The organism is Sorangium sp. So ce145, from assembly GCF_051525985.1.
GTDB classification, from domain to species: domain Bacteria; phylum Myxococcota_A; class Polyangia; order Polyangiales; family Polyangiaceae; genus Sorangium; species Sorangium cellulosum_B.
In genome coordinates this window covers 3,755,373-3,773,378 of record NZ_CP150315.1, presented here as the reverse complement: position 1 = coordinate 3,773,378, position 18,006 = coordinate 3,755,373, and the positions used below count along the sequence as shown (strand labels likewise).

At 72.0% G+C, this 18,006-nt stretch carries 12 protein-coding genes; 6 read left to right on the top strand and 6 right to left on the bottom strand.

What is annotated here, in order from left to right; all coding sequences use genetic code 11:
- Window positions 1–16 precede the first annotated feature (16 nt).
- Window positions 17–328, top strand: coding sequence for a hypothetical protein (locus WMF34_RS14360; protein ID WP_437993632.1), 312 nt, complete (start codon window positions 17–19; stop codon window positions 326–328).
- Between the two features lie 466 nt (window positions 329–794).
- On the opposite strand, the gene WMF34_RS14355 is transcribed toward WMF34_RS14360, so the two are convergent.
- On the bottom strand, window positions 795–1,766 hold the full coding sequence (locus WMF34_RS14355) for a phospholipase D family protein (RefSeq protein ID WP_437993631.1): 972 nt from the start codon (window positions 1,764–1,766) through the stop codon (window positions 795–797).
- A 369-nt stretch (window positions 1,767–2,135) separates the two neighbouring features.
- On the opposite strand from WMF34_RS14355, the gene WMF34_RS14350 reads away from it, so the two are divergent.
- Together WMF34_RS14350 and WMF34_RS14345 are read left to right on the top strand one after the other, a co-directional pair.
- Entirely contained in the window at window positions 2,136–2,267 is a 132-nt protein-coding gene (locus WMF34_RS14350; protein ID WP_437993630.1) for a hypothetical protein, read from the top strand.
- 381 nt (window positions 2,268–2,648) lie between these two features.
- Entirely contained in the window at window positions 2,649–3,356 is a 708-nt protein-coding gene (locus WMF34_RS14345; RefSeq protein WP_437993629.1) for a hypothetical protein, read from the top strand.
- 37 nt (window positions 3,357–3,393) lie between these two features.
- Here WMF34_RS14345 and WMF34_RS14340 read toward each other — a convergent pair whose 3' ends face one another.
- The 3 genes from WMF34_RS14340 to WMF34_RS14330 form a co-directional block, all read right to left on the bottom strand.
- Window positions 3,394–3,912, bottom strand: coding sequence for an HNH endonuclease (locus WMF34_RS14340; RefSeq protein ID WP_437993628.1), 519 nt, complete (start codon window positions 3,910–3,912; stop codon window positions 3,394–3,396).
- 12 nt (window positions 3,913–3,924) lie between these two features.
- The gene (locus tag WMF34_RS14335) at window positions 3,925–4,281 is read right to left on the bottom strand and encodes a hypothetical protein (protein ID WP_012235381.1); all 357 of its coding nucleotides are present in this window, start codon (window positions 4,279–4,281) and stop codon (window positions 3,925–3,927) included.
- Between the two features lie 65 nt (window positions 4,282–4,346).
- On the bottom strand, window positions 4,347–6,620 hold the full coding sequence (locus tag WMF34_RS14330) for a PilZ domain-containing protein (protein ID WP_437993627.1): 2,274 nt from the start codon (window positions 6,618–6,620) through the stop codon (window positions 4,347–4,349).
- Window positions 6,621–7,002: 382 nt separating this feature from the next.
- Between WMF34_RS14330 and WMF34_RS14325 the strand changes: the two genes are divergently transcribed.
- On the top strand, window positions 7,003–7,359 hold the full coding sequence (locus WMF34_RS14325; protein ID WP_437993626.1) for a hypothetical protein: 357 nt from the start codon (window positions 7,003–7,005) through the stop codon (window positions 7,357–7,359).
- A gap of 20 nt (window positions 7,360–7,379) precedes the next feature.
- Here the strand turns inward: WMF34_RS14325 and WMF34_RS14320 are convergent, their stop codons facing one another.
- The gene (locus WMF34_RS14320) at window positions 7,380–12,521 is read right to left on the bottom strand and encodes an AAA family ATPase (RefSeq protein ID WP_437993625.1); all 5,142 of its coding nucleotides are present in this window, start codon (window positions 12,519–12,521) and stop codon (window positions 7,380–7,382) included.
- A gap of 261 nt (window positions 12,522–12,782) precedes the next feature.
- On the opposite strand from WMF34_RS14320, the gene WMF34_RS14315 reads away from it, so the two are divergent.
- Window positions 12,783–13,424 (top strand): RNA polymerase sigma factor, encoded by a 642-nt coding sequence (locus WMF34_RS14315; protein WP_044968459.1) that lies wholly within the window; start codon window positions 12,783–12,785, stop codon window positions 13,422–13,424.
- A complete protein-coding gene (locus WMF34_RS14310; protein WP_437993624.1) occupies window positions 13,417–14,790 on the top strand; it encodes a FecR domain-containing protein in 1,374 nt (457 codons plus the stop codon). Before WMF34_RS14315 ends, WMF34_RS14310 begins: the two co-directional genes overlap by 8 nt.
- A 312-nt stretch (window positions 14,791–15,102) precedes the next feature.
- Here the strand turns inward: WMF34_RS14310 and WMF34_RS14305 are convergent, their stop codons facing one another.
- Window positions 15,103–17,910 carry an RICIN domain-containing protein gene (locus tag WMF34_RS14305; protein WP_437993623.1) on the bottom strand — a complete coding sequence of 936 codons (2,808 nt, stop codon included), beginning with the start codon at window positions 17,908–17,910 and terminating at the stop codon, window positions 15,103–15,105.
- Window positions 17,911–18,006: the final 96 nt, after the last annotated feature.

The following is an 18,006-nucleotide window of genomic DNA, read 5'->3' as shown; positions in this document are numbered from 1 at the left end:
AGAGCCGGGCGAGCCCATGTTCGTGACCCAGATCTACGATCGGAAGAATTTCCTCGAAAAGGCGCGCGAGATGGGCGTCGAGGTACGGATCGTACGGTCGCCCACGGTCGTCCCGGTGACCGAAGGCAGCACCGTGCTCATGCACCCCGCCATCCGAGTGCAGTACGCGATCGAGTTCCCGTCGGAGGACGGACCCGCGACCTGGATCTACCGAGAGACCCATCTCGCCGACGATCGCGGGAACATCAAGCTGGGCAGCGCGCTCCTCGCGGACGTTGAGGCGCAGAAACTGCCCCACGTCATCCTGAGCCGCAGCGGGTCGATATAGTCTCGACTTGGGCACAGCTGCCCGGAGTCAGGCAGCTGTGCCCAAGTCGAGGCTTGTACCTCGTCGCCCGAGTTCCTCTCTGGCTGCGAGTGAGGTCGTGCCGAGCTACCCAGCCCGTGGACGTGGAAACAGGGAGGAACCCAGCGCTACTGCGGGAAGTCGGACGGAGAAGTGAACCGCCAAGCCGCCAAGAGCGCCAAGAGACCAGGGAACCGGGGGGAATGCCGAGACGGCACGTCCTCCCTCCCCTTGGCGTTCTTGGCGGTTCCACCGTTTCGATCCGTTGCGACCTCTCGGCGGCGCCCGCCGACGAATCCTGATCCTCGTACACCTCCTGCCGCCTGCTTCGGCAAGCGAGCCGGGGCGGCAGGCGCGGCGTCTGGCCCGTGTGCGGGAGGATCTCCGAGCAGCCCACGTCGCCCGCATGCTTACCCGATCAGGCCAGCGCGTCTCGAAGAGACGGAGGTCACTTCCGCCGCTCCCCGCCGGATCCCCAGAGATTGAGGAGCGCGTGTGCAGCCGCGGGCACCCGCACGAGGCGTGGGAGCCAGCCCTTGGGTAGCAGGCGCTGGTGCCCCCCGAGCGCGGCACGCACGGCACGCAGGCCCTTGCGGTGGGCGTGGAGGCGAGCAGCGAGGAACACGACCATTCGCCGCGCGCCTCTGGGCCCCTGGAAGCGCCGGATCTCGATGACGTGAGCTGCCTGGTACGCGTGCCACTGGCGACCGTCCTTCACCACCTGGAGCACGAGGTGGCCCTTCTCAAGGTGCTCGCAGAGAGAGGCCCCAACCCACGCGAACTCCTGAAGCTTTTCGGCACCACGACGGACGCGCCGCGCGGCCGCCGGCCGTGCGCGCTTCGCCTCACGCTCATCGTCCTCGTCCCATTCGTTCGTCGTCAAGGGGACGACCCAGAGCGGCGGATGCTCTGGCACGCCCCCCTTGCTTGAACGCCGGCGGGGGGCAGACGGCGGAGCATGCCCGATCTGCGGGGGCTTGTAGAGCTTCCGCAGCTGCCTGGCGTGTTCGGCCGTCACCTCCTCGCCGAGGTGGCTCTCAACGAAGCGACGAGCTTCGGCGACGACGGCGCGGTCCGTGATCAGCACAGCTGCCTCCTGGAGCACGGAAGCCGACCGGCGGGACACGTTCATCGAGCCGAGGACAACCGTGTCCGCGAACACGAAGACCTTGGCGTGGAGGTTCTCGACGCTGTGGACGGCCACGCCACGGTTGATGAAGTAGAGGAGCTCGGCCGGGTCAGTCTGGCCCGACTTGACGGCGCGCTCGCTGGCGTCGACCACGAGACGGCTTCCGCGCTTGAGCGGCAGCAGCTTCCGCGCCCCCCGGGCGCAGTAGGCGACGGCGACATCTCCCGGCACGCGCCGCGCGAGCTTGGTGATGCGCGACCACACGCCGCTCGCAATGAACTCGGTTCCCATCCCAGCACTCCCTCAGTGCCCGCGAAGCGTCGTACGCGCGTTTGTTCGCCGCGCGGCGAGCGACCATCGTCCGCCGCTCCGACCACGTTGCCGACCGCCCGTCCTGGGCTCCTCGCTGTTCGCGCTTCCCATCTCCGCCTTCAGCTTCACCGGCATCACCTCGGCGGGTTCGTCGTTCGGATTTCGGTGGACGAGCAGGCGCGTCGTGGGCGTCGAGGCGGTCGAAGTTCGGCGAGCCGAGCAGTTGGGGCACGAATCCAAGTCTCGGCCACCGCGTCGCCTTCGTCTACACCGCCGAGTAGTGCTCGATCGAAGGCGAAGCCTCTCGGAGAAAACGATCTCGACGAGACCGTCGAGGAGCTCGTCCTCGTGAGCGACATGCTTGTGGAGGGACATGGCCTCGCCGTGACGACGCTGGCCGACAGCCCGCACCGCCGCGGCGTCGAGGCTAGCCTCATCGGCGAACGCAAGCGCCGCCCGCAGCCCCCGATCCCGCGATAGAGGCGTGCGCAGGTCGGCCCGCCACCATGCTCCGGCGCACCCCTCGACAGAGCCTTGCTCGGCGTCCGCGGCGAGCGCTCCCGGGGTATCGCCGCGACCCCGCTCAGTACGCCGTCATGGTGTCATGAGTCCTCCGCGCTTCTCCGTTGACACGATTACACAACAAACTCATTGTCCAACAGCGCGCTACTCGAAGGTTCACTCTCCGCCAGCACACCTGTCCTTCACCGAGGCGAACGCCGCACCGATCGCCGGCATGACGGCGTTCAGAGGCTGCACAAAGTCGGGAAGAGCCGCGCTGGCGAACACGTATTCGTCGGCGTGCGCGACAAGATTGTCGTCGCCGTCACCGGTTGACCGGCCAGGATTGGAGCGAGAACCATGACCATCAACTCGAAGTTCCTGATCACTGCGCTGGGAGTGGGAGTGGGAATACTGGGTTGGGCCTCCGTGGCGCGCGCCGAGGCTCCCTCCGCAGCACCCGAGGCGGACGCCGCTCCGAACGAGTTCGCCCCGGCCCTGCGCCGCGAGGAATGGCTCTCGTCTCTGGGGTTGCACGCTTCGCTCGGCCTCGCCTTCGGCGGCGATGAGCTCGCCGTGCTCACGTACTCGGACGGCTCCGCGACCACCGTCCACGCCGGAGAAGGGGTCTCCCTCTCCGGCGGACTGACCTGGACGCCTCTCTGGCTCGGGGATCGCGTGGGACTCGGTCTCGGGCTGGACGCCGGGTGGAAGTACAAGAGCACCCTCGTCGACGCCGATGGCTCGATCAAGCTGGAGCGCATCCCGTTGATGGCCTCCGTCCGAAGCCTGGTGGCAATCGACAGCTCGTGGCACGGCGTCGTGGCCGCGGGCGGGATCCTGGAGCTCAACCCGCACCTCTATGGCGACGGCGTCCTCGGCGGCGCCGATGCTCGGTTCGACGACGCCCTGGGCGGCATGCTGGAGCTGGGCGTTCTGTGGGGTCGTCCGAAAAGCTTCGGGTTCGAGATGACCGGGCGCTGGACGATCCTGAGCTACGAGTACATGGGCGAGAGCAGCAACGCCAGCAGCGGGTCCGTCAACCTGACGGCCCACTTCTTCCTCTGAGGAGGAGAAGAAGGAGCCGAGCCCGGACTCGAATGGTTCAGGGCTCCCCGGGGCGCCCCTTCGACCGGCGCTCGATCTCATCCGCGGTCGATTCCAGCGCCGCACGCAGATCGAGCACCGCGCGCTCCAGTTCTTCGACGCGCCGGCGGCTCGCCGCGAGCTCCGCCGTAAGCGTCACCTCCGCCTGCCGTGCGCGCCGATAGGCCACGAGCTGCGGGCGATTCAATCGCAAGCGCTGGACGAAGAACTCGCCCGCGGGGGTGAGGCCAACGAGATGTCCGTCGTCGCTCTCGCGCAGGTGCTGCGCCAGATTATCTCGCCCGGGATGAAGCAGGCGGACATAAGGAGGATCCTGCTCGTGCCAGTAGGCGCCCTTGTGTTCGTTGCACCTGGCACAGCAGTAGACGAGGTTCGTCACGTCATCGGTGCCTCCATGTGCGCGCGGGCGATGGTGGTCGACCGTCAGCGTGGCCCCGACCGCATCCTCGTGCACCCCGCAGTAGGCGCAGCGCGCGCGAAAGCCCTCCCGGACCAGCGCGCGTAACTCATCGGCCACGCGACCACACCCTCAGCGGGCCGGGGCGAGATCGTGCCCCATGAGGCGCCGGTAGTCCTCCGCCAAGGCCGCGTTCTTCTCCCGCAGCTTCTGGAGGTAGGCGGTGGCATCTGCCAGGAGCCCTTCCTGCTCGGCCACGATGCGCGCCAGCGCGTCGGCCTGGGATTCGAGCTGTGCCTTCTGCGCCGCGAGGTCCTCCGCGCGTGCCGCCGCCAGCTCCATCGCCGGGCGCAGCGCGTCGGCCTCTTCCGCGTCGAGATCCTCAAACAGACGAGAGAGCTCCGCGCGCTCGGGGTCCGTCAACGTCCCCCGCGCCTCGGCCGCGCGGAGCGCCTGGAAACGCCGGCTCTTCTCGTCGTTCCACCGCACCCCAGGAGAATGCCACGCCGAGCGCGGCGCGCCAACCCGGCCAGTTCCGCCCGGCCGAGCGCCCCTCAGCGCTCCTTGTCGTCCTTCTTGCCGCTCCCCTTCTCGCTCTTCTTCTTGGCGTCGTCGCCCTTCTTCTTCTCGTGCTTCTCGTTCTTCTCGGGCTTCGACTTCGACGCCACCTTCTTCGACTCGCCGCGGCCGAGCGAGATCTCCAGGCGATCGCCGCGCGCCTTCGCCTTGTAGGCGGGCACGCCGTCCTTGAACTGCAGGGTGACCTCCGCGCCATGCGCGGTGTTGACCACGCGCACCGACGCGATGCGCTTGTCCTTGCGGGCAAGGCCGCTGCCCGACGACAGCGCCCGCCGATCAGGCAGCGATACCGTGAAGCCCATCGCGCCGGCCGCGCCGTTCAGCTCCTCGATCGGGCCGTCCATCTTGAGCTTCAGGACGATGGGGTTCCTCACCGACCCCTGCCCCCACTCCCGCGGCCCCTCCCGGTCGCCGTCGTCCGCCGCCTCCACCTCGTCGTCCTCGCCCGGGCCGCCCGGGACCGCTGCGCCCGGCGCGAGCGCGCCGCCGGCCAGCGCGCTCGGATCCGCCGGCGGCGTCGGCGGCACAGGCTCCGTCGTCGACAGCGGCGTCGCGCCGAACAGCGGGACGTTCGCCGTGAGCGCGCCGCCCGGCGCGCCAGCCGGCCCCGCGGCCGCCGCGAGGGCAGGCGCGCCGGAGGACGCCGACGCTGGCAGCGCCGGCGCGCCCGCGGCCGACTCGGCCCCGGCCGAGGGCGCGTCGCCGCCCCGCAGGCCGAGGAGGCGCGCCGCCCCGAACACGACGAGCACCGCCGCCAGCCCGAGGAAGCTGCCGACCGCGGCCGCCTTCTTGTTGAAGCGCGGCGGCTCCCCGTCCTCGCCCGCCGCCTCCTCGGGCTCCTCGCGCACCAGCCGGCGCCCGCCGGACTTCAGCGCGCCAGCCGGCGGCGGCGCCGTCTTGCGGCGCGGTCCGCCGTCCTTGCCCGACCCGTCGCCGTCGCCTGCACGCGCGGCGCGCCGCGCCTTGATCCTCGCCACGAGGCCCGCCATCGCCGTGGCCGCGCGCGCCCCGGCGCCGGCCAGCGCGGGCGCGATCTTGCCCGCCACCGCCTTGCCCGCCATCGCGGCCTTCTCGCCGACCTCGCGCAGCCGGCCCGGCTGCGCGTCGGCATCGGCAGCCGCCTCGGCGCCCGCGTCCTCGGCCGCGCTCCCCGCGGAGGGCGGCGCTCCGTCGTCCGCGGAGGGCGGGGCCGCCTCGGCGCCCGCGCGCGCTTCCCGGGCCGAGAGCGCCGGCGACACGTCGCTGTCGTGGTCGTCGTCCGCGTGGGCCGCCGCGCCGCCGCTCGCGCCGCCGCTCGCGCCCGATGGGGCGCGCTCGCCCCGAGGCTCGGCCGCCGGCGCCGACGAAGGCCGCGCCGTCGCGCGCTCGCCCTGAGGATCGCGCGCCGGAACCGTCGGCGCCGAGGAAGGCCGCGCAGCCGCGCGCTCGCTCTGATGATCGCGCGCCGGAACCGTCGGCGCCGACGACGGTCGCGAAGCCGCGCGCTCGCCCTGCGGCGGCGACGACGGCGCCCGCGCGCCGGCGTCGTGGGAAGATCGCGCCGGGGCCGGGGGGAGCGCCTCGGGCGACGAGGGCCGCGGCCGCGGCGCCCTGGCCGCGCGCGGCGCCTCGTAGGCCAGCGTGACCACGAGCTGCGGCACGCTCGTCACCGGGTCGACCTCGACCTTCACGTGATCGATGTACGCCTCGCGGCGCGTGCCCTGATCGACCTCCTCCAGCTCGAGGGAGCGGCCTACCTTGAGGAACTCCAGGTTGGAGCCGACCTCGAGGTCGTCGAGCCCGCCGCCGCGCACGCGCGCCTTCATCGGCGAGCCCAGACCCTCGATGTGGAGGCGCACGCGGGAGCCCCGCTGCGCGGCCACGGGCGACGCGGCCGCGGCCTGGACGGCGAGCGCCGGCGCGGGTCCCGCGTCGATCGACGAGCACATCGCGCGCACCGCCTCCTCCGACCCGGCGTCGAGGCCGGTGAAGCGCAGGCCGAACTCGCCGCCGCGCGCCTGCTCGGTGCGCCAGCAGACCTCGCCCTCGACGACCAGCTCCTTGCCGAGCCCGTCGAACCGGCAGATCAGGGCGTCGCCGACCCGCGGCAGGTACGCCGTGCGCAGGCGCATCCCCTCGGGGGACATGTCGATCGACTCGGCCTCGAAGCCGCCGCCCGACGTCTCGCCGACCGCGACGAGCGCCTCGACGCGGACCCGCTGCCCGGCGCCAGCGCGCCGCTCGCCGCCGCCCTCGCGCTCCCTGTCCAAGGATTCCGGCGCCTTGCGAACGCCCTCTCCCTCTGCGCCTCGACCGTTCATACGCCCATACCTCCGCCGCGAAGCCGCGTCCGCCATCGCGGGCCCTCCGCGGTGCAGAGCGCCCATTGGCCGGCAGTACGGCGTAAGCCCCGCGCTGGCCAAGTTTTGGAGGCCCCGGCCATGCGCCACGTGAACACGCGCCGCCGTGATGCGCAGCGTTGCGGCACGGGGAGCAACGGAGCCACCGAGCAACGGGGGCGGAGGCGGTGTGCGACGGGCGGCAGGCGGTGGCTGGCCGTGACTGGCGGTGACTGGGACTGGCGGTGACTGGCGGCGATCGAGCGCTCGCTTCACCTGGCGCTCGGGGGGGCAAACGTGGGAAACTCTCGCGATGGGCAAGGACGAGCCCCCGCAGAACCAGGACACGCCCGCGCCCGCCGCGAATCAGGATGTCGTCTTCATCCATAGCCCCGTCGAGCAGGGGGAAGGCTTCCGGGTGATCCGGAGCCGGGAGGACCGGCTCGAGATCGGCGAGCTGCGGCCCACCGAGCACGGTCGCCCGCTCAACGGGGAGCTCGTGAAGCTGACGCAGCGGTCCGAGCACGCGCGGCTCTTCGACGTGGAGGTGCTCCTCCCGGCGGCGCGCGAGTCGGCCCGGTCAGGCCCCGCGCAGGTCGCGACCGACGCCTACCGCTCGAACTGGGAGGCGATCTTCGGCCCGCGAGAGGCGAACAAGCTCGCCAACTGAGCGCCTGCGATCGCGGGCCGTCAGCGAGGGGCCATCGCGGCGAGCTGCCGCGCCTGGCCGGTCTTCCGGAGCGCGTACGCGATCCCGCGCTGGAGCGTCCCCTGGACGACGGTCTCGCGGAGGTCGATCCCGAGGCTGACCAGCGTCTGCGACACGTGGCCTCGGATCCCGGTGATCACCGCCTCGGCGCCGAGCAGCCGCAGCGCGGTCGCGGCCCGGACGAGCGTCGCGGCGACGCTGCTGTCCACGCCTTTCACGCCCGTGATGTCCAGGATGACGACCTGCGCCGACGTGTCCGCCACGCCGCGCAGCGCCGTCTCGAGCGCCTCGTCCGCCCGCTCCGCGTCCAGGGTCCCGATGAGCGGCATGACCATGATCTGGTCGGTGATCGGAATGAGCGGCGTCGACAGCTCGGCGAGCCGCTCGCGCTGCACGCGGATGAGGTCCTCCTGGAGGGCGGCGCGCGCCCGCTCGGCGCTCTCCCGCTCGACGAGCTCCGCCTCCAGCTGCACCTTCGCCGCGGAGAGCTCCGCGGTGCGGGCGGCGACGGCCGCCTCGAGCGCGTCGTTGGCCCTGCGGAGCTCGTCGCTCGCCGCCTGGACGCGCGCGTAGAGCAGCGCGTTCTTCACGGCGATGGCGGCCTGCGCGGCGACGAGCTCGAGCACGTCGAGGCGGGCGGGCGAGAACACCTCGGGCGCGGCGTTGTTCTCCAGGTAGAGGACGCCCGAGATCTCCCCCTGGCTCACCATGGGCAGCGCGAGCACCGATCGCGGCTTGCGCGCCGCGACGTAGGGGTCGCCGTCGAACCGCCCGTCCTGCGCGGCGTCGGCCACGACGACGGCGCTCCCGGCGCGCATCGCGAGCTCGATCACCCGCGCTGCGACGGCGCCGCTCTCGCGCACGGGCGTGGACGGGCCGACGCACACCTCGCCCCCGTCCTCGGCGACGGCCTCCACGCGCGGCCCGCCCTCGTGGTCCAGGATCAGCGCGCCCCGCTGGGCGCCGACGCTCTCGATGGCGAGCCGGAGCAGCCGCGTCATCACGCGGCCGAGGTCGATCTCGCGCGCCACCGCCTGCGCGGCGCGGATGAGCGCCGCCGCGTCGAGCAGCGCCACGCGCCGCGCGACCGCCTCGGTCGTCGACGAGGCGACCGAGGTCAGGCTCGACAGGACGCTCGCGGACGCGGGCTGGCCCGCCGCCGCGCGGGGGAGCAGCTCGACGTACGCCTCCTCCATCTGCCGAAGCTTGGCCGTGGCGCCCCAGCGCGCGTAGGCCTGGTAGGCCTCGACGAGGCACGAGCGCGCGAGCCACGGCATGCGCCTCGCCGCGAGGAACCTGCCGCAGAGCTCGCTGACGAGCGCGCGGTAGCGCACGTACCCCGCCTGCTCCGCCGCGTCGCTCGCCTGCTGGTAGAGCTCGAGGATCGGCTCCAGCGCCTCCCCGGCGACGCGCGCGCGCTCCGCCCGGACGAGCAGCTCCAGGTGCCGGAGCTCGGGGCAGTCCCGCGCGAGGACGGCGAGCTTGTCGTGGCTCGACGCGAGCATCTCGGCCAGCGCGCCGCCCTCCTCCCCGCTCGCCCGAGGGCCGAGCGCCAGGATGGTGAGGCAGGTGTAGAGCGGCAGATCGACGATGCCGATGTACTGGCCCGTCAGGGCGCGGGCCCGCTCGTGCGCGCGGCGGGCCATCCGCAGCGCGCCCTCGTGATCGCCGTAGAGGTACGCGAGCGCGAGCTTGTTCGTGTAGTAGAAGCCCGCGACGATCGCGAAGCCCATCCCATCGAGCTTCGGCACGAAGGCGTCCTCGTCGAAGCCGGCGTCGCTCAGCGTGCCGCGGTCCAGCGTGCGCCCCTCGAGGTTCTGGATCACCTGCCGCGCGACGGTCTGGACCGCCGTCGACAGCGCGTCCTTCGTGCGGGAGGTGAAGCGCAGGAACCCGCCGACGTCCTCGCGTACGCGCCGGAGCTCGCCTTCCAGGCTGAGCTTCATCTGGGCGACGATGTTGGAGGCCGCCGACGCGAACATGAAGTCGCCGGTCTCCATCCCGGCGACCCGCGCCCGCTGGAGGACCTCGAGCGCCTCGCGCTGCGGCCTCGAGTGGTTCATGACGACCCCGTAGTTGAAGTCGACCTTCGCCCTGATGGCATCGACCCGGTACCTGTCGTTCAGGGCGACGCCCATCCGCACGATCCTGTAGCCCTCGTGCGGCTGGCCCCAGAACGCGGCCAGGTAGAAGCCGTGGAGCGCGTACGCCACGCTGGCCATCGGCGAGATCCCGTGCCGGAGCGACAGGTTCGCCATCCTGACGGCGAGGAGCTGGGCCAGCGGCAGGTTGATGATATACGCCGAGGGCGAGCCGTAACCGAGCATCTCCACCACGATCCTGACGTGCGGATCGGCGAGCTCCGGGCTCGCGCCGACGTCCTCGCCCCGCCGGGCGGCGAAGCCGCGCTCGGCCTCGGCGAGCTCCGCGCGGAGCGCGGCGGCGAGCGCCTCGCCCTCGGTGGGCACCTCCATGCCGAAGAGGCGCAGGCCCTGGAGCGCCACCGCGAGCGAGTCCGCCCAGCGGTGCTGCGCGTTGTAGAGGACCATCCGCATGCGGTAAACGCGCGCGCGCTCCGCGTCCGAGGCGGCGCGCTCGAGGAGGGCGTCGAAGAGCGCCTCCGCCTCGTCGCAGCGGCCGCTCAGGTACGCGCACTCGGCCTTCGCGGCATAAATGTCGAAGATGTCGAAGATGTCGAAGGCGAGGCCCGGCTCGCCGGCCGATGGATCCGGGCCGAGCGCGGACGCCGCGGCGCTCAGGTAGCCGAACGCGGCGTCGTACGCGGTCGCCGCCTGCGCGCGCCGCCCCGCGGCCACGTTGAGCCGCACGAACTCGCCGCGCTCCGCCGCGCCCTCGATCAGGCCCGCGGCGAGGTTCAGGTGGCCGACGACGACGAACAGGTCCTCGTCGCTCGGGTCCTCGCCGAGGCTCGCCGCGAGCAGCCGGCCGATGCGGTGGTGCAGCCGCTTCCGCTCCGGCTCGTCGATGAGCGCGTACGCCGCCTGCTGAACGCGATCGTGCAGGAACCGGTACGAGACGCGGAACGAGGGGTCCTCGAGCAGCCTGCCCGCGACCGCCGCGTCGCCGGCGTGGACGAGGCGGTACTCGGGATCGAGGGGCACGACGAGGCCCGCCCGCAGGGCCTCCCAGAGGGCCGCGGCCACCTCGCCCGGGGGCTGCTCGGCGACGAGCGCGAGCGTCCGGAGGTCGAAGCGGTGGCCCACGCAGGCGGCGAGCCGGAGGGCGCGCTGCGCGCCGGGCGCGAGCCGCCGGATCTTCGCGGCCATCAGCTCGACGACGCCCTCCGCGCCCTCCGCGCTCCGGGCGCGCTCGAGGCTCCACGCCCACGCCCCCGCGGTCGGATCGAAGCGCACGATCCCCTCGCCGGCGAGGGCGTGCAGGAGCTGGTGGATGAAGAACGGGTTGCCCGCGGTCCTCTCCAGGATGAGCGCCGCGAAGGCGTCCGTGTCCTCGAGGCGGCAGCGCAGGGTGTCGGCGAGGAGCCGGCGGATGTCCTCGATCTCGAGCGGCCCGAGCCACACCTCGGAGGCGGACGCGCCCGCCGCCCGCAAGCCGCCGACGAGCCTCGCCAGCGGATGGGCCTCGTCGACTTCCTGGTCGCGGTAGGCGCCGATCACGAGCATCCCGCGGGCGTCGGGATCGGTCATCAGGAGCTCGAGGAGCTTCAGCGAGGCGGGGTCGGCCCACTGGAGGTCGTCGATGAAGAGCACGAGGAGGTGCTCCTCCGTGACGGCGCGGACGAAGGCCTGGAACGCCACGCTGAAGCGGTTCTTCGACTCGGTCGGCCCGAGCGGCTGCACGGCGGGCTGGGGTCCGACGACGCGCTCGAGCTCGGGGATCACGTCGACGACGACCTGCCCGATCGAGCCGAGCGCGGCGCTCAGCCGGGCCTTCCAGCGCGCCACGGACTCTTCGCCCTCCGACAGCATGCGCTCGCACAGCTCGTCGAACGCCTGCGCGATGGCCGCGTAAGGGGTGCGCTGCTTGAGCTGGCCGAACTTCCCCGAGACGAAGTACCCGGGCCGCCGCGCGAGCACCTTGTAGACCTCGCGGACGAGGGCGGACTTGCCGACGCCGGCGTGGCCGGAGATGAGGAACAGCTCGACGGCGCCGGCCGCCGCGCGCTCGCACGCGGCCACGACGGCCTGCGTCTCGGCCTCGCGCCCGTAGAGCTTCTCCGGCAGCCAGAGCCGGCCGCCCGCGTCGCGCTCGCCGAGCGGGAAAGGATCGACGCGGCCGTCGGCCTCGTACCTCCGGAGGCACTCCTCGAGATCGGCGCGCAGCGCCTCGGCGCACGGATACCGATCCTCGGCGGCCTTCGAGAGGAGCTTCATGACGAGATCGGAGACGACGCGCGGGATCTCGGCCGACGCGACGTGCGGCGGCGTCGGCGTCCTGGCCAGGTGGCAGTGCACGAGCTCCATGGCGCTCGGCGCGGTGAACGGAGGCGCGCCCGTGAGCAGCTCGTAGAGGGTGACGCCCAAAGAGTAGAGGTCCGTCCGGCAGTCGAGGCTGCGGTTCATCCAGCCCGTCTGCTCGGGTGACATGTACAGAAGGGTCCCCTCCGCGGCGTCCGGGTTCTCGGCCCTCGGCGCCTCCTGCGACAGGCGCGTCGCGATCCCGAAGTCGGAGAGCTTGACCACCAGCGGCTCGAGGCGGACGAGGAGGTTGTGCGGCTTGATGTCCTTGTGAATGATGCCCGCGTGGTGCAGCGCCGCGAGGGCGTCCGCGACGTGGATGCCGATCCGCAGGGTCGTGGCCAGGCCGAGCCGCTCGCTCCGCAGGACGATGTCGAGCGACGCGCCGCCGAAGTCCTCCAGGACGAGCACGGGCCCCCCGTCGCTCTCCTCGACGTCGAGGACGCGGAGGACGCCCGGGTGCGCGATCTCGCGCGTGATCACCTGCTCGTGGCGGAGCCTCGCGATCGCGCGCGGCGACGCCCGCCCGGCGCTCGGCCCCTTCAGCACGACGGGCTGCCCGTCCGACGCGCGGCGCGCGCGGCGCACCGTGATCATCGTCCCCTCGTGGAGGATGGCCTCCGCGGCGTAGCCCTGCAGCGGGCTCGCGGCTCCGGTGGCATGGACCGCACCGACTGTGGTCATAAGTACACGTTAAACCGATATTGAACCTGCCGTGACGGCGTTTGACATCGCGCAAGGAGCCGCCGTGGCCGACAACGGTAGTCCAGCGCACATTTCATCGATGTTCCTCGTCGTTCCTTGTCTCGAGCTCCTCCGGTGCGCGGGCGTGCCGAATCTTGAGCCGCGGTGGACCACTGGAGAACACTGCTGAGCGTGTTCCCGACGCGCCGGTCGACCGTCCCGCCCTTGACAGCGGTCGCGCCCTTCACGCAAAGGCGAGGCGTGCAGGCGCTACCGCTGGCGGCGACCGACGACGAGGCGCTCGCGCGCGCCGCCGCGCAGGGGCACCCGGGCGCCGCGCCGATCCTCTGGCAGCGGTTCGCGCCGCTCGTGCGCCGGATCCTGACGCGCACCCTCGGGCCGGGCGACGAGGTCGACGATCATGTGCAGGACACATTCCTGCGCTTCTTCCGCGTGGCGAAGGACCTCAGGGACCCTTCGCTGCTCTCGAGCTTCATCGTCGGCATCGCGGTGCGCGTCGCGCGCGCCGAGCTGCGGCGCAGGCGCGTGCGGCGCTGGCTCCAGCTGTCGCCCTCGGGCGAGCTCCCGGAGATGGGGGGCGCGCAGCAGGATCCGCAGGGGCGCGCGGCGCTCACGCGGCTCTACCGCATCCTCGACCAGGTCGACGACAGGTCCCGGACGCTCTTCGTGCTGCGGCACATCGAGGGGCTCGAGCTCACCGAGATCGCCGCCGCGCTCGGCTGCTCCCTGGCCACGACGAAGCGCCACCTCGCGCGCGCGTCCCACCGGATCCTCACCGCCGCGGAGCGCGATCCCGCGCTCTCGGCCTACCTCACCAAGGCCCCGCAAGATCTCGATCGGCCCGGGACCCTCCCCGCCGACGGAGGAGATCGCGATGAATGAAGCGGAGAAGCTGAGCCGGCTCGCGGACCTCGTGCGGAGCGGCGTCCCCGCGGACGTCGACGCGGCGCACGACGCCGCCGAGCGCGCCCGCTTCGTGGAGGCGGTGAGCCGCGGCGCGGGCCGCGCGGGAGCCCTGGGCCGCGCGGGCGCGTGGCTGCGCGCCTCGCCGCTGTGGAGCGCGCTCTCGGGGCGGCCGCGGTGGAGCTTCGCGCTCGCCGGCGCGGCGGCGTTCGCGCTCGCGCTCGTCGCGCTCTGGCCGGCGCGGCCGCTCGACTACGCCGTCGAGGGCGCGCCTTCCACCGCGGGCCGGTACATCGCCGCGACGGCCGGCGGAGAGGCGCGGCTCCGCTTCACGGACGGCACCTCCGTCGCGCTCTCGCCGGGCAGCGCGATGCGCGTGGTCGACGTCGACGCGGCCGGGGCACGCATGCTGCTCGAGGACGGCCGCGCGTCGCTGCGCGTCACGCGGCGGCCGAAGGCGCGCTGGTCCGTCGAGGCGGGGCCGTTCGCGGTGCTGGTCACCGGCACGGCGTTCGACGTGTCCTGGAGCCGCGGCGACGGCACGCTGCGCGTCGATCTGCACGAGGGGAGCGTGACCGTGCGCGGGCCGCTCGCGCCCGACGGGCTGCCGCTCCGCGCCGGGCAGCGGCTCGTGGCGCGGATGCGCGAGGGCGACGTGCAGATCTCGAGCGGCGACGCAGCGAGCGCGGCGGACCCGGCGCCGAAGGCGCTGCCGCCCGCGGGCACGGCGGCGCAGCCCCGGGAGGAGAAGACCATCGGGCCTGGCGGCGCCGGGGGCGGCGACGCTGGGGCCGTACGGCCGGAGGGCTCGCGGGCAGAGGGGGCGCCCGCGAGCTCTCCGACGGACGGTGCGGGGCCGGCGGCGCCGGCCGGCGCGGCGGCGGCGCCGAGCTGGGCCCAGCGCGTGGCGGCGGGGGATTTCCGGGCGGTCCTGGCCGAGGCGGAGCAGCGCGGACTCGGGGGGGTGCTCGAGCGGGGCTCGCTGGACGACCTTGTCGCTCTCGGGGATGCGGCGCGGTACGCGCGGCGCGGCGACGTGGCGCAGCGCGCGCTCTCGGCGACGCGCAAGCGGTTCCCGGGGACGAGCCAGGGCAAGGCGGCGGCCTTCCTGCTCGGCCGCCTGATCCACGACGGCGGCTCGCCCGAGGCGGCCGTCGCCTGGTACGACACGTACCTCGCCGAGTCGCCGGGCGGCCCGTTCGCGGCCGAGGCGCTCGGCCGCAAGATGGTGGCGGTCGAGCGCACGGCGGGCCGGGCGGCGGCGCGCCCCATCGCGGAGCTCTACCTGAAGCGCCACCCGCGCGGCGCGCACGAGCCCGTGGCGCGCGATCTCCTCACGCCGTGAGGCCCGGCGGGGGACTCACGCCGTTCTGGCATCCATCGTTTGATCCGGCGGGAGAGCGTTCGGGTGGTGGGCTTCCCCCCATAGGCGTTAACCAAGCTTCGCCACGTTCTCCTACATCCGAACGTTTACGTGGACGTGAACGTTGCTGACGATGGTGGGTGGCGGGGGGGGCGGGCTTCGTGCCCTGAGCGTCGCTGAACGAGCTTGGCTAACGCCTATGGGCGCTTACCCCCCTGCCGGAACGATGGTTCCGTCAAGACGCCACAAGACGCCAGGATTCGGAGACCAGGAGCGAGCGCTGGCGAGGAGGTGTCAATTCGACCGGCTCAGCGGGTACTTGTAGAAGTTCTGCGCCCACTCGATGGTCCAGATCGTCGGCTCCACGTACACGTTCTTGTCCGCGCCGAGGATCATGCCCCGCTTCATCTTCGCCATCGCCGTCAGGAAGACCTTGCGATCGTCCTCCATGCGCGGCCGCATCACGGTCGACGGGGGATACAGCTCCTTGACCTGGGCCACCGTCGCCGCGTCGTTGATCCACCCGTCGACCCCGTGCTCGCCCTTCGGGAGGCGCGAGCCGCCGGCGTCCAGCCAGTCGCGCAGGTCGTTGTTGCCTCGGTTCATGCCGTCGGCATGGCAACCGATGCAGGAGCTGCCGGTGTTCAGGCGGCGGTCCTGGGTGGCGAAGCCCAGCGTGCTGTTGATCTGCGCGTCCGAGGCGTTCTTCTGGAGGCGCGGATCGCGCACGATGTTGACGAACGCGTCGACGCGGCGCTGGTTGATGCCGCCCCAGAGGGAGTACCCCTGCAGGCCGTTCGGCAGATCCCAGATCACCTCCTCCGCCGACTGCTGGAGCCCGTCGGTCCCCGTGTAATAGCGGCAGTTGATGTAGCTGCCGCCCGCGTAGCTCGGCGCCCCGTCGCACCCCGGCGGCTCCGTGCCGTTCGGCTGCGCCAGCGTCGCGATGAAGCTGTAGTTGCTCGCCGAGCCGCCGGCCCCGCTGATGAACTTGGGGATCGGGTGCGCCCAGAAGGGGAACCGGATCTGGCCCGTCTCGTACGCCTGCTCGATGGTGGTCACGCCGTCGAGCTGCCCGGAGAAGACGTCCCACGTCTTCCAGTAGTACCCGCCGCTCTTCGTCCTGGCCCTGTAGTACATGCGGGAATCGACGGTGATGGCCTGCTTCGTGAGCATGTACTCGTACGACTTGATCCCCGCGTCCTTGATGACGCCGAGCTCGGCCTCGAGATCCTGCGCGTACCAGGGGATCGCCATGATGGCGTTGTAGACGTCCGGGCGTGTCAGCGTGTAGACGAGCTGGCTCGCCTCGATATAATCGGTCTTGAAGCCGTTGACGTTGGGCGGCAGCACCTGGCTGTCCGTGGCGCCCTCTACGTTGCCGGCGAGGACGCGCCCCCAGACGAGCCGGGCGAAGCTCGGATCCACCTGGACCGTCGAGGTGTATCTGTACCGCTCCCTGAACGTGACGTCGGAGCCGACGGGCTCACCCAGGTAGTTGACCGAGGTCCTTCCGAAGAAGACGTCGTCGTCCGATCCTCCGAAGTGGAGCTTCGTGACCCCCTTGTTGTACCCCCAGTAGTTGCGGGTATCGAAGCGGTAGACCATGCCCTTGCCGTTGATGTCCACCGGGTTGACGATCGCGGGGGCCCAGCGCGCGGTCGAGTTCAGGGCCTTCGACAGCCCCACGCGGGCCACGTTGAGCTCCTCTGCGCTGACGCCCGCGTTGTGGAGCTCGTGCAGCGAGGCGTACTTGATGAACTCCGCGTCCGCCGCGGCGACGGTGGCCTTGTCCGTCGCGATCCACGCCTTCACCTGGTCCTCGGTGACCTTCTCGCCGGCCGGGACGGGGCGCGGGGTGGCCGGCAGGGTCGGCGCGACGGCGTTCGCCCACGCCGTGACGGCGTTGAGCATCTGCGTGTTCGCGTCTCTGCAGCTCGTTCCGAAGCAGTTGTGCCGGTCGATGCCCATCCGGACCACGAGCTTGGAGTCCGCCGGCTTCTTGAAGTTGACGCGCGTGAGCGCGTACTCGTGGGCCAGCGCCGGATCGACGTCGGCGTGCATGGGCGCCTGGGCCTTGCCCGTCGAGCTGTGGCAGCCAGAGCAGTTGGCGGTCAAGAGCGGGTAGACCGTCGTCTTGAAGGCCTCCAGCGACGCGGCCATGTTGAAGTTCATCTCCTTCGGAAGGCAGACGGCCTCGACGTTCTTGCCGCCCTTCCCGTCCGGGATCTGGCTGTAGCCCAGCGTGCAGCCCGACGCCGGGTTGACCCCCGTGTCCGCGTCGCTGCCGCCCGAGCCGCCAGCACCGCCCGAGCCGCCAGCACCGCCCGAGCCGCCAGCACCGCCCGAACCACCGACGCCGGTGCTCGCGCTGCTGGAGCTGGTCGAGCTGCTGGCGCTGGTCGAGCCGCCAGCGCCACCAGCGCCACCAGCGCCACCAGCGCCGCCGGCCCCGCCCGAACCACCGCCGCCGGTGCTCGCGCTGCTTGAGCTGCTGCTCGCGCTTGAGCTGCTGCTTGAGCTGCTGCTCGCGCTGCTCGAGCTGCCTCCCACGACCTTGAACGTGAACTTCTGGTTGTCGCCGTTCGCCCAGCTGTACTGCTGGAGGCCGGCGCCTTCCGCCGTCGACCGCCCGATGACGTCGAGCGCCTTGTTGCTGTTTCGGGCCATGATCCGCTGGGCGTTGTTGCCGACGTCCACGAACGAAAATTGCTGGCTCGTGGCGTTGCCGCAGCTGGATTGGACGACGGTGGCACCGTTCGCCGTCGATCCACCGTTGATCCCGAGGCAGAGGCCGCTGTTCACGTTCCGCAGCCGGAAGTATCCGCTCCCCGCGGACTCCGCCCGGAACTGCTGTCGCGTGGAGCCGTTGCACGTGGCGATCTGCGCAGCCGCCGAGCTCGCCGTGCTGCCCCCGCGTATCTCGACGCACTTGTTGCTCTGCACGCCGACGAGCGTGTAGGTCGCGTTCGGGTCGATCGTGAGGCTCTCCTCGAGCGCGTCGCCTTGCTCGCTGCCGGTGTCATCCAGACCAGCGATGCATGAGACGGCGAGAAGGCTCGTCGCGGAGGCAAGCAAGGCGCTCCTTGATGCGAATCTCATGTTGTTCTCCTCTGTCAAGTAAGAAGTACGGTCTATCTACAGCTCGACGCTGCCCTTGCGCTGGTCAGGGGCTCTCGACACGCAATGCGCGATGGA

Excerpts from the sequence above, each read along its gene's own strand:
- WMF34_RS14360 (WP_437993632.1), top strand. The coding sequence starts at position 17 with ATGTTCGTGACCCAGATCTACGATCGGAAGAATTTCCTCGAAAAGGCG.
- WMF34_RS14355 (WP_437993631.1), bottom strand. The coding sequence starts at position 1,766 with ATGGGAACCGAGTTCATTGCGAGCGGCGTGTGGTCGCGCATCACCAAG.
- WMF34_RS14345 (WP_437993629.1), top strand. The coding sequence starts at position 2,649 with ATGACCATCAACTCGAAGTTCCTGATCACTGCGCTGGGAGTGGGAGTG.
- WMF34_RS14325 (WP_437993626.1), top strand. The coding sequence starts at position 7,003 with ATGGGCAAGGACGAGCCCCCGCAGAACCAGGACACGCCCGCGCCCGCC.
- WMF34_RS14320 (WP_437993625.1), bottom strand. The coding sequence starts at position 12,521 with ATGACCACAGTCGGTGCGGTCCATGCCACCGGAGCCGCGAGCCCGCTG.
- WMF34_RS14310 (WP_437993624.1), top strand. The coding sequence starts at position 13,417 with ATGAATGAAGCGGAGAAGCTGAGCCGGCTCGCGGACCTCGTGCGGAGC.
- WMF34_RS14305 (WP_437993623.1), bottom strand. The coding sequence starts at position 17,910 with ATGAGATTCGCATCAAGGAGCGCCTTGCTTGCCTCCGCGACGAGCCTT.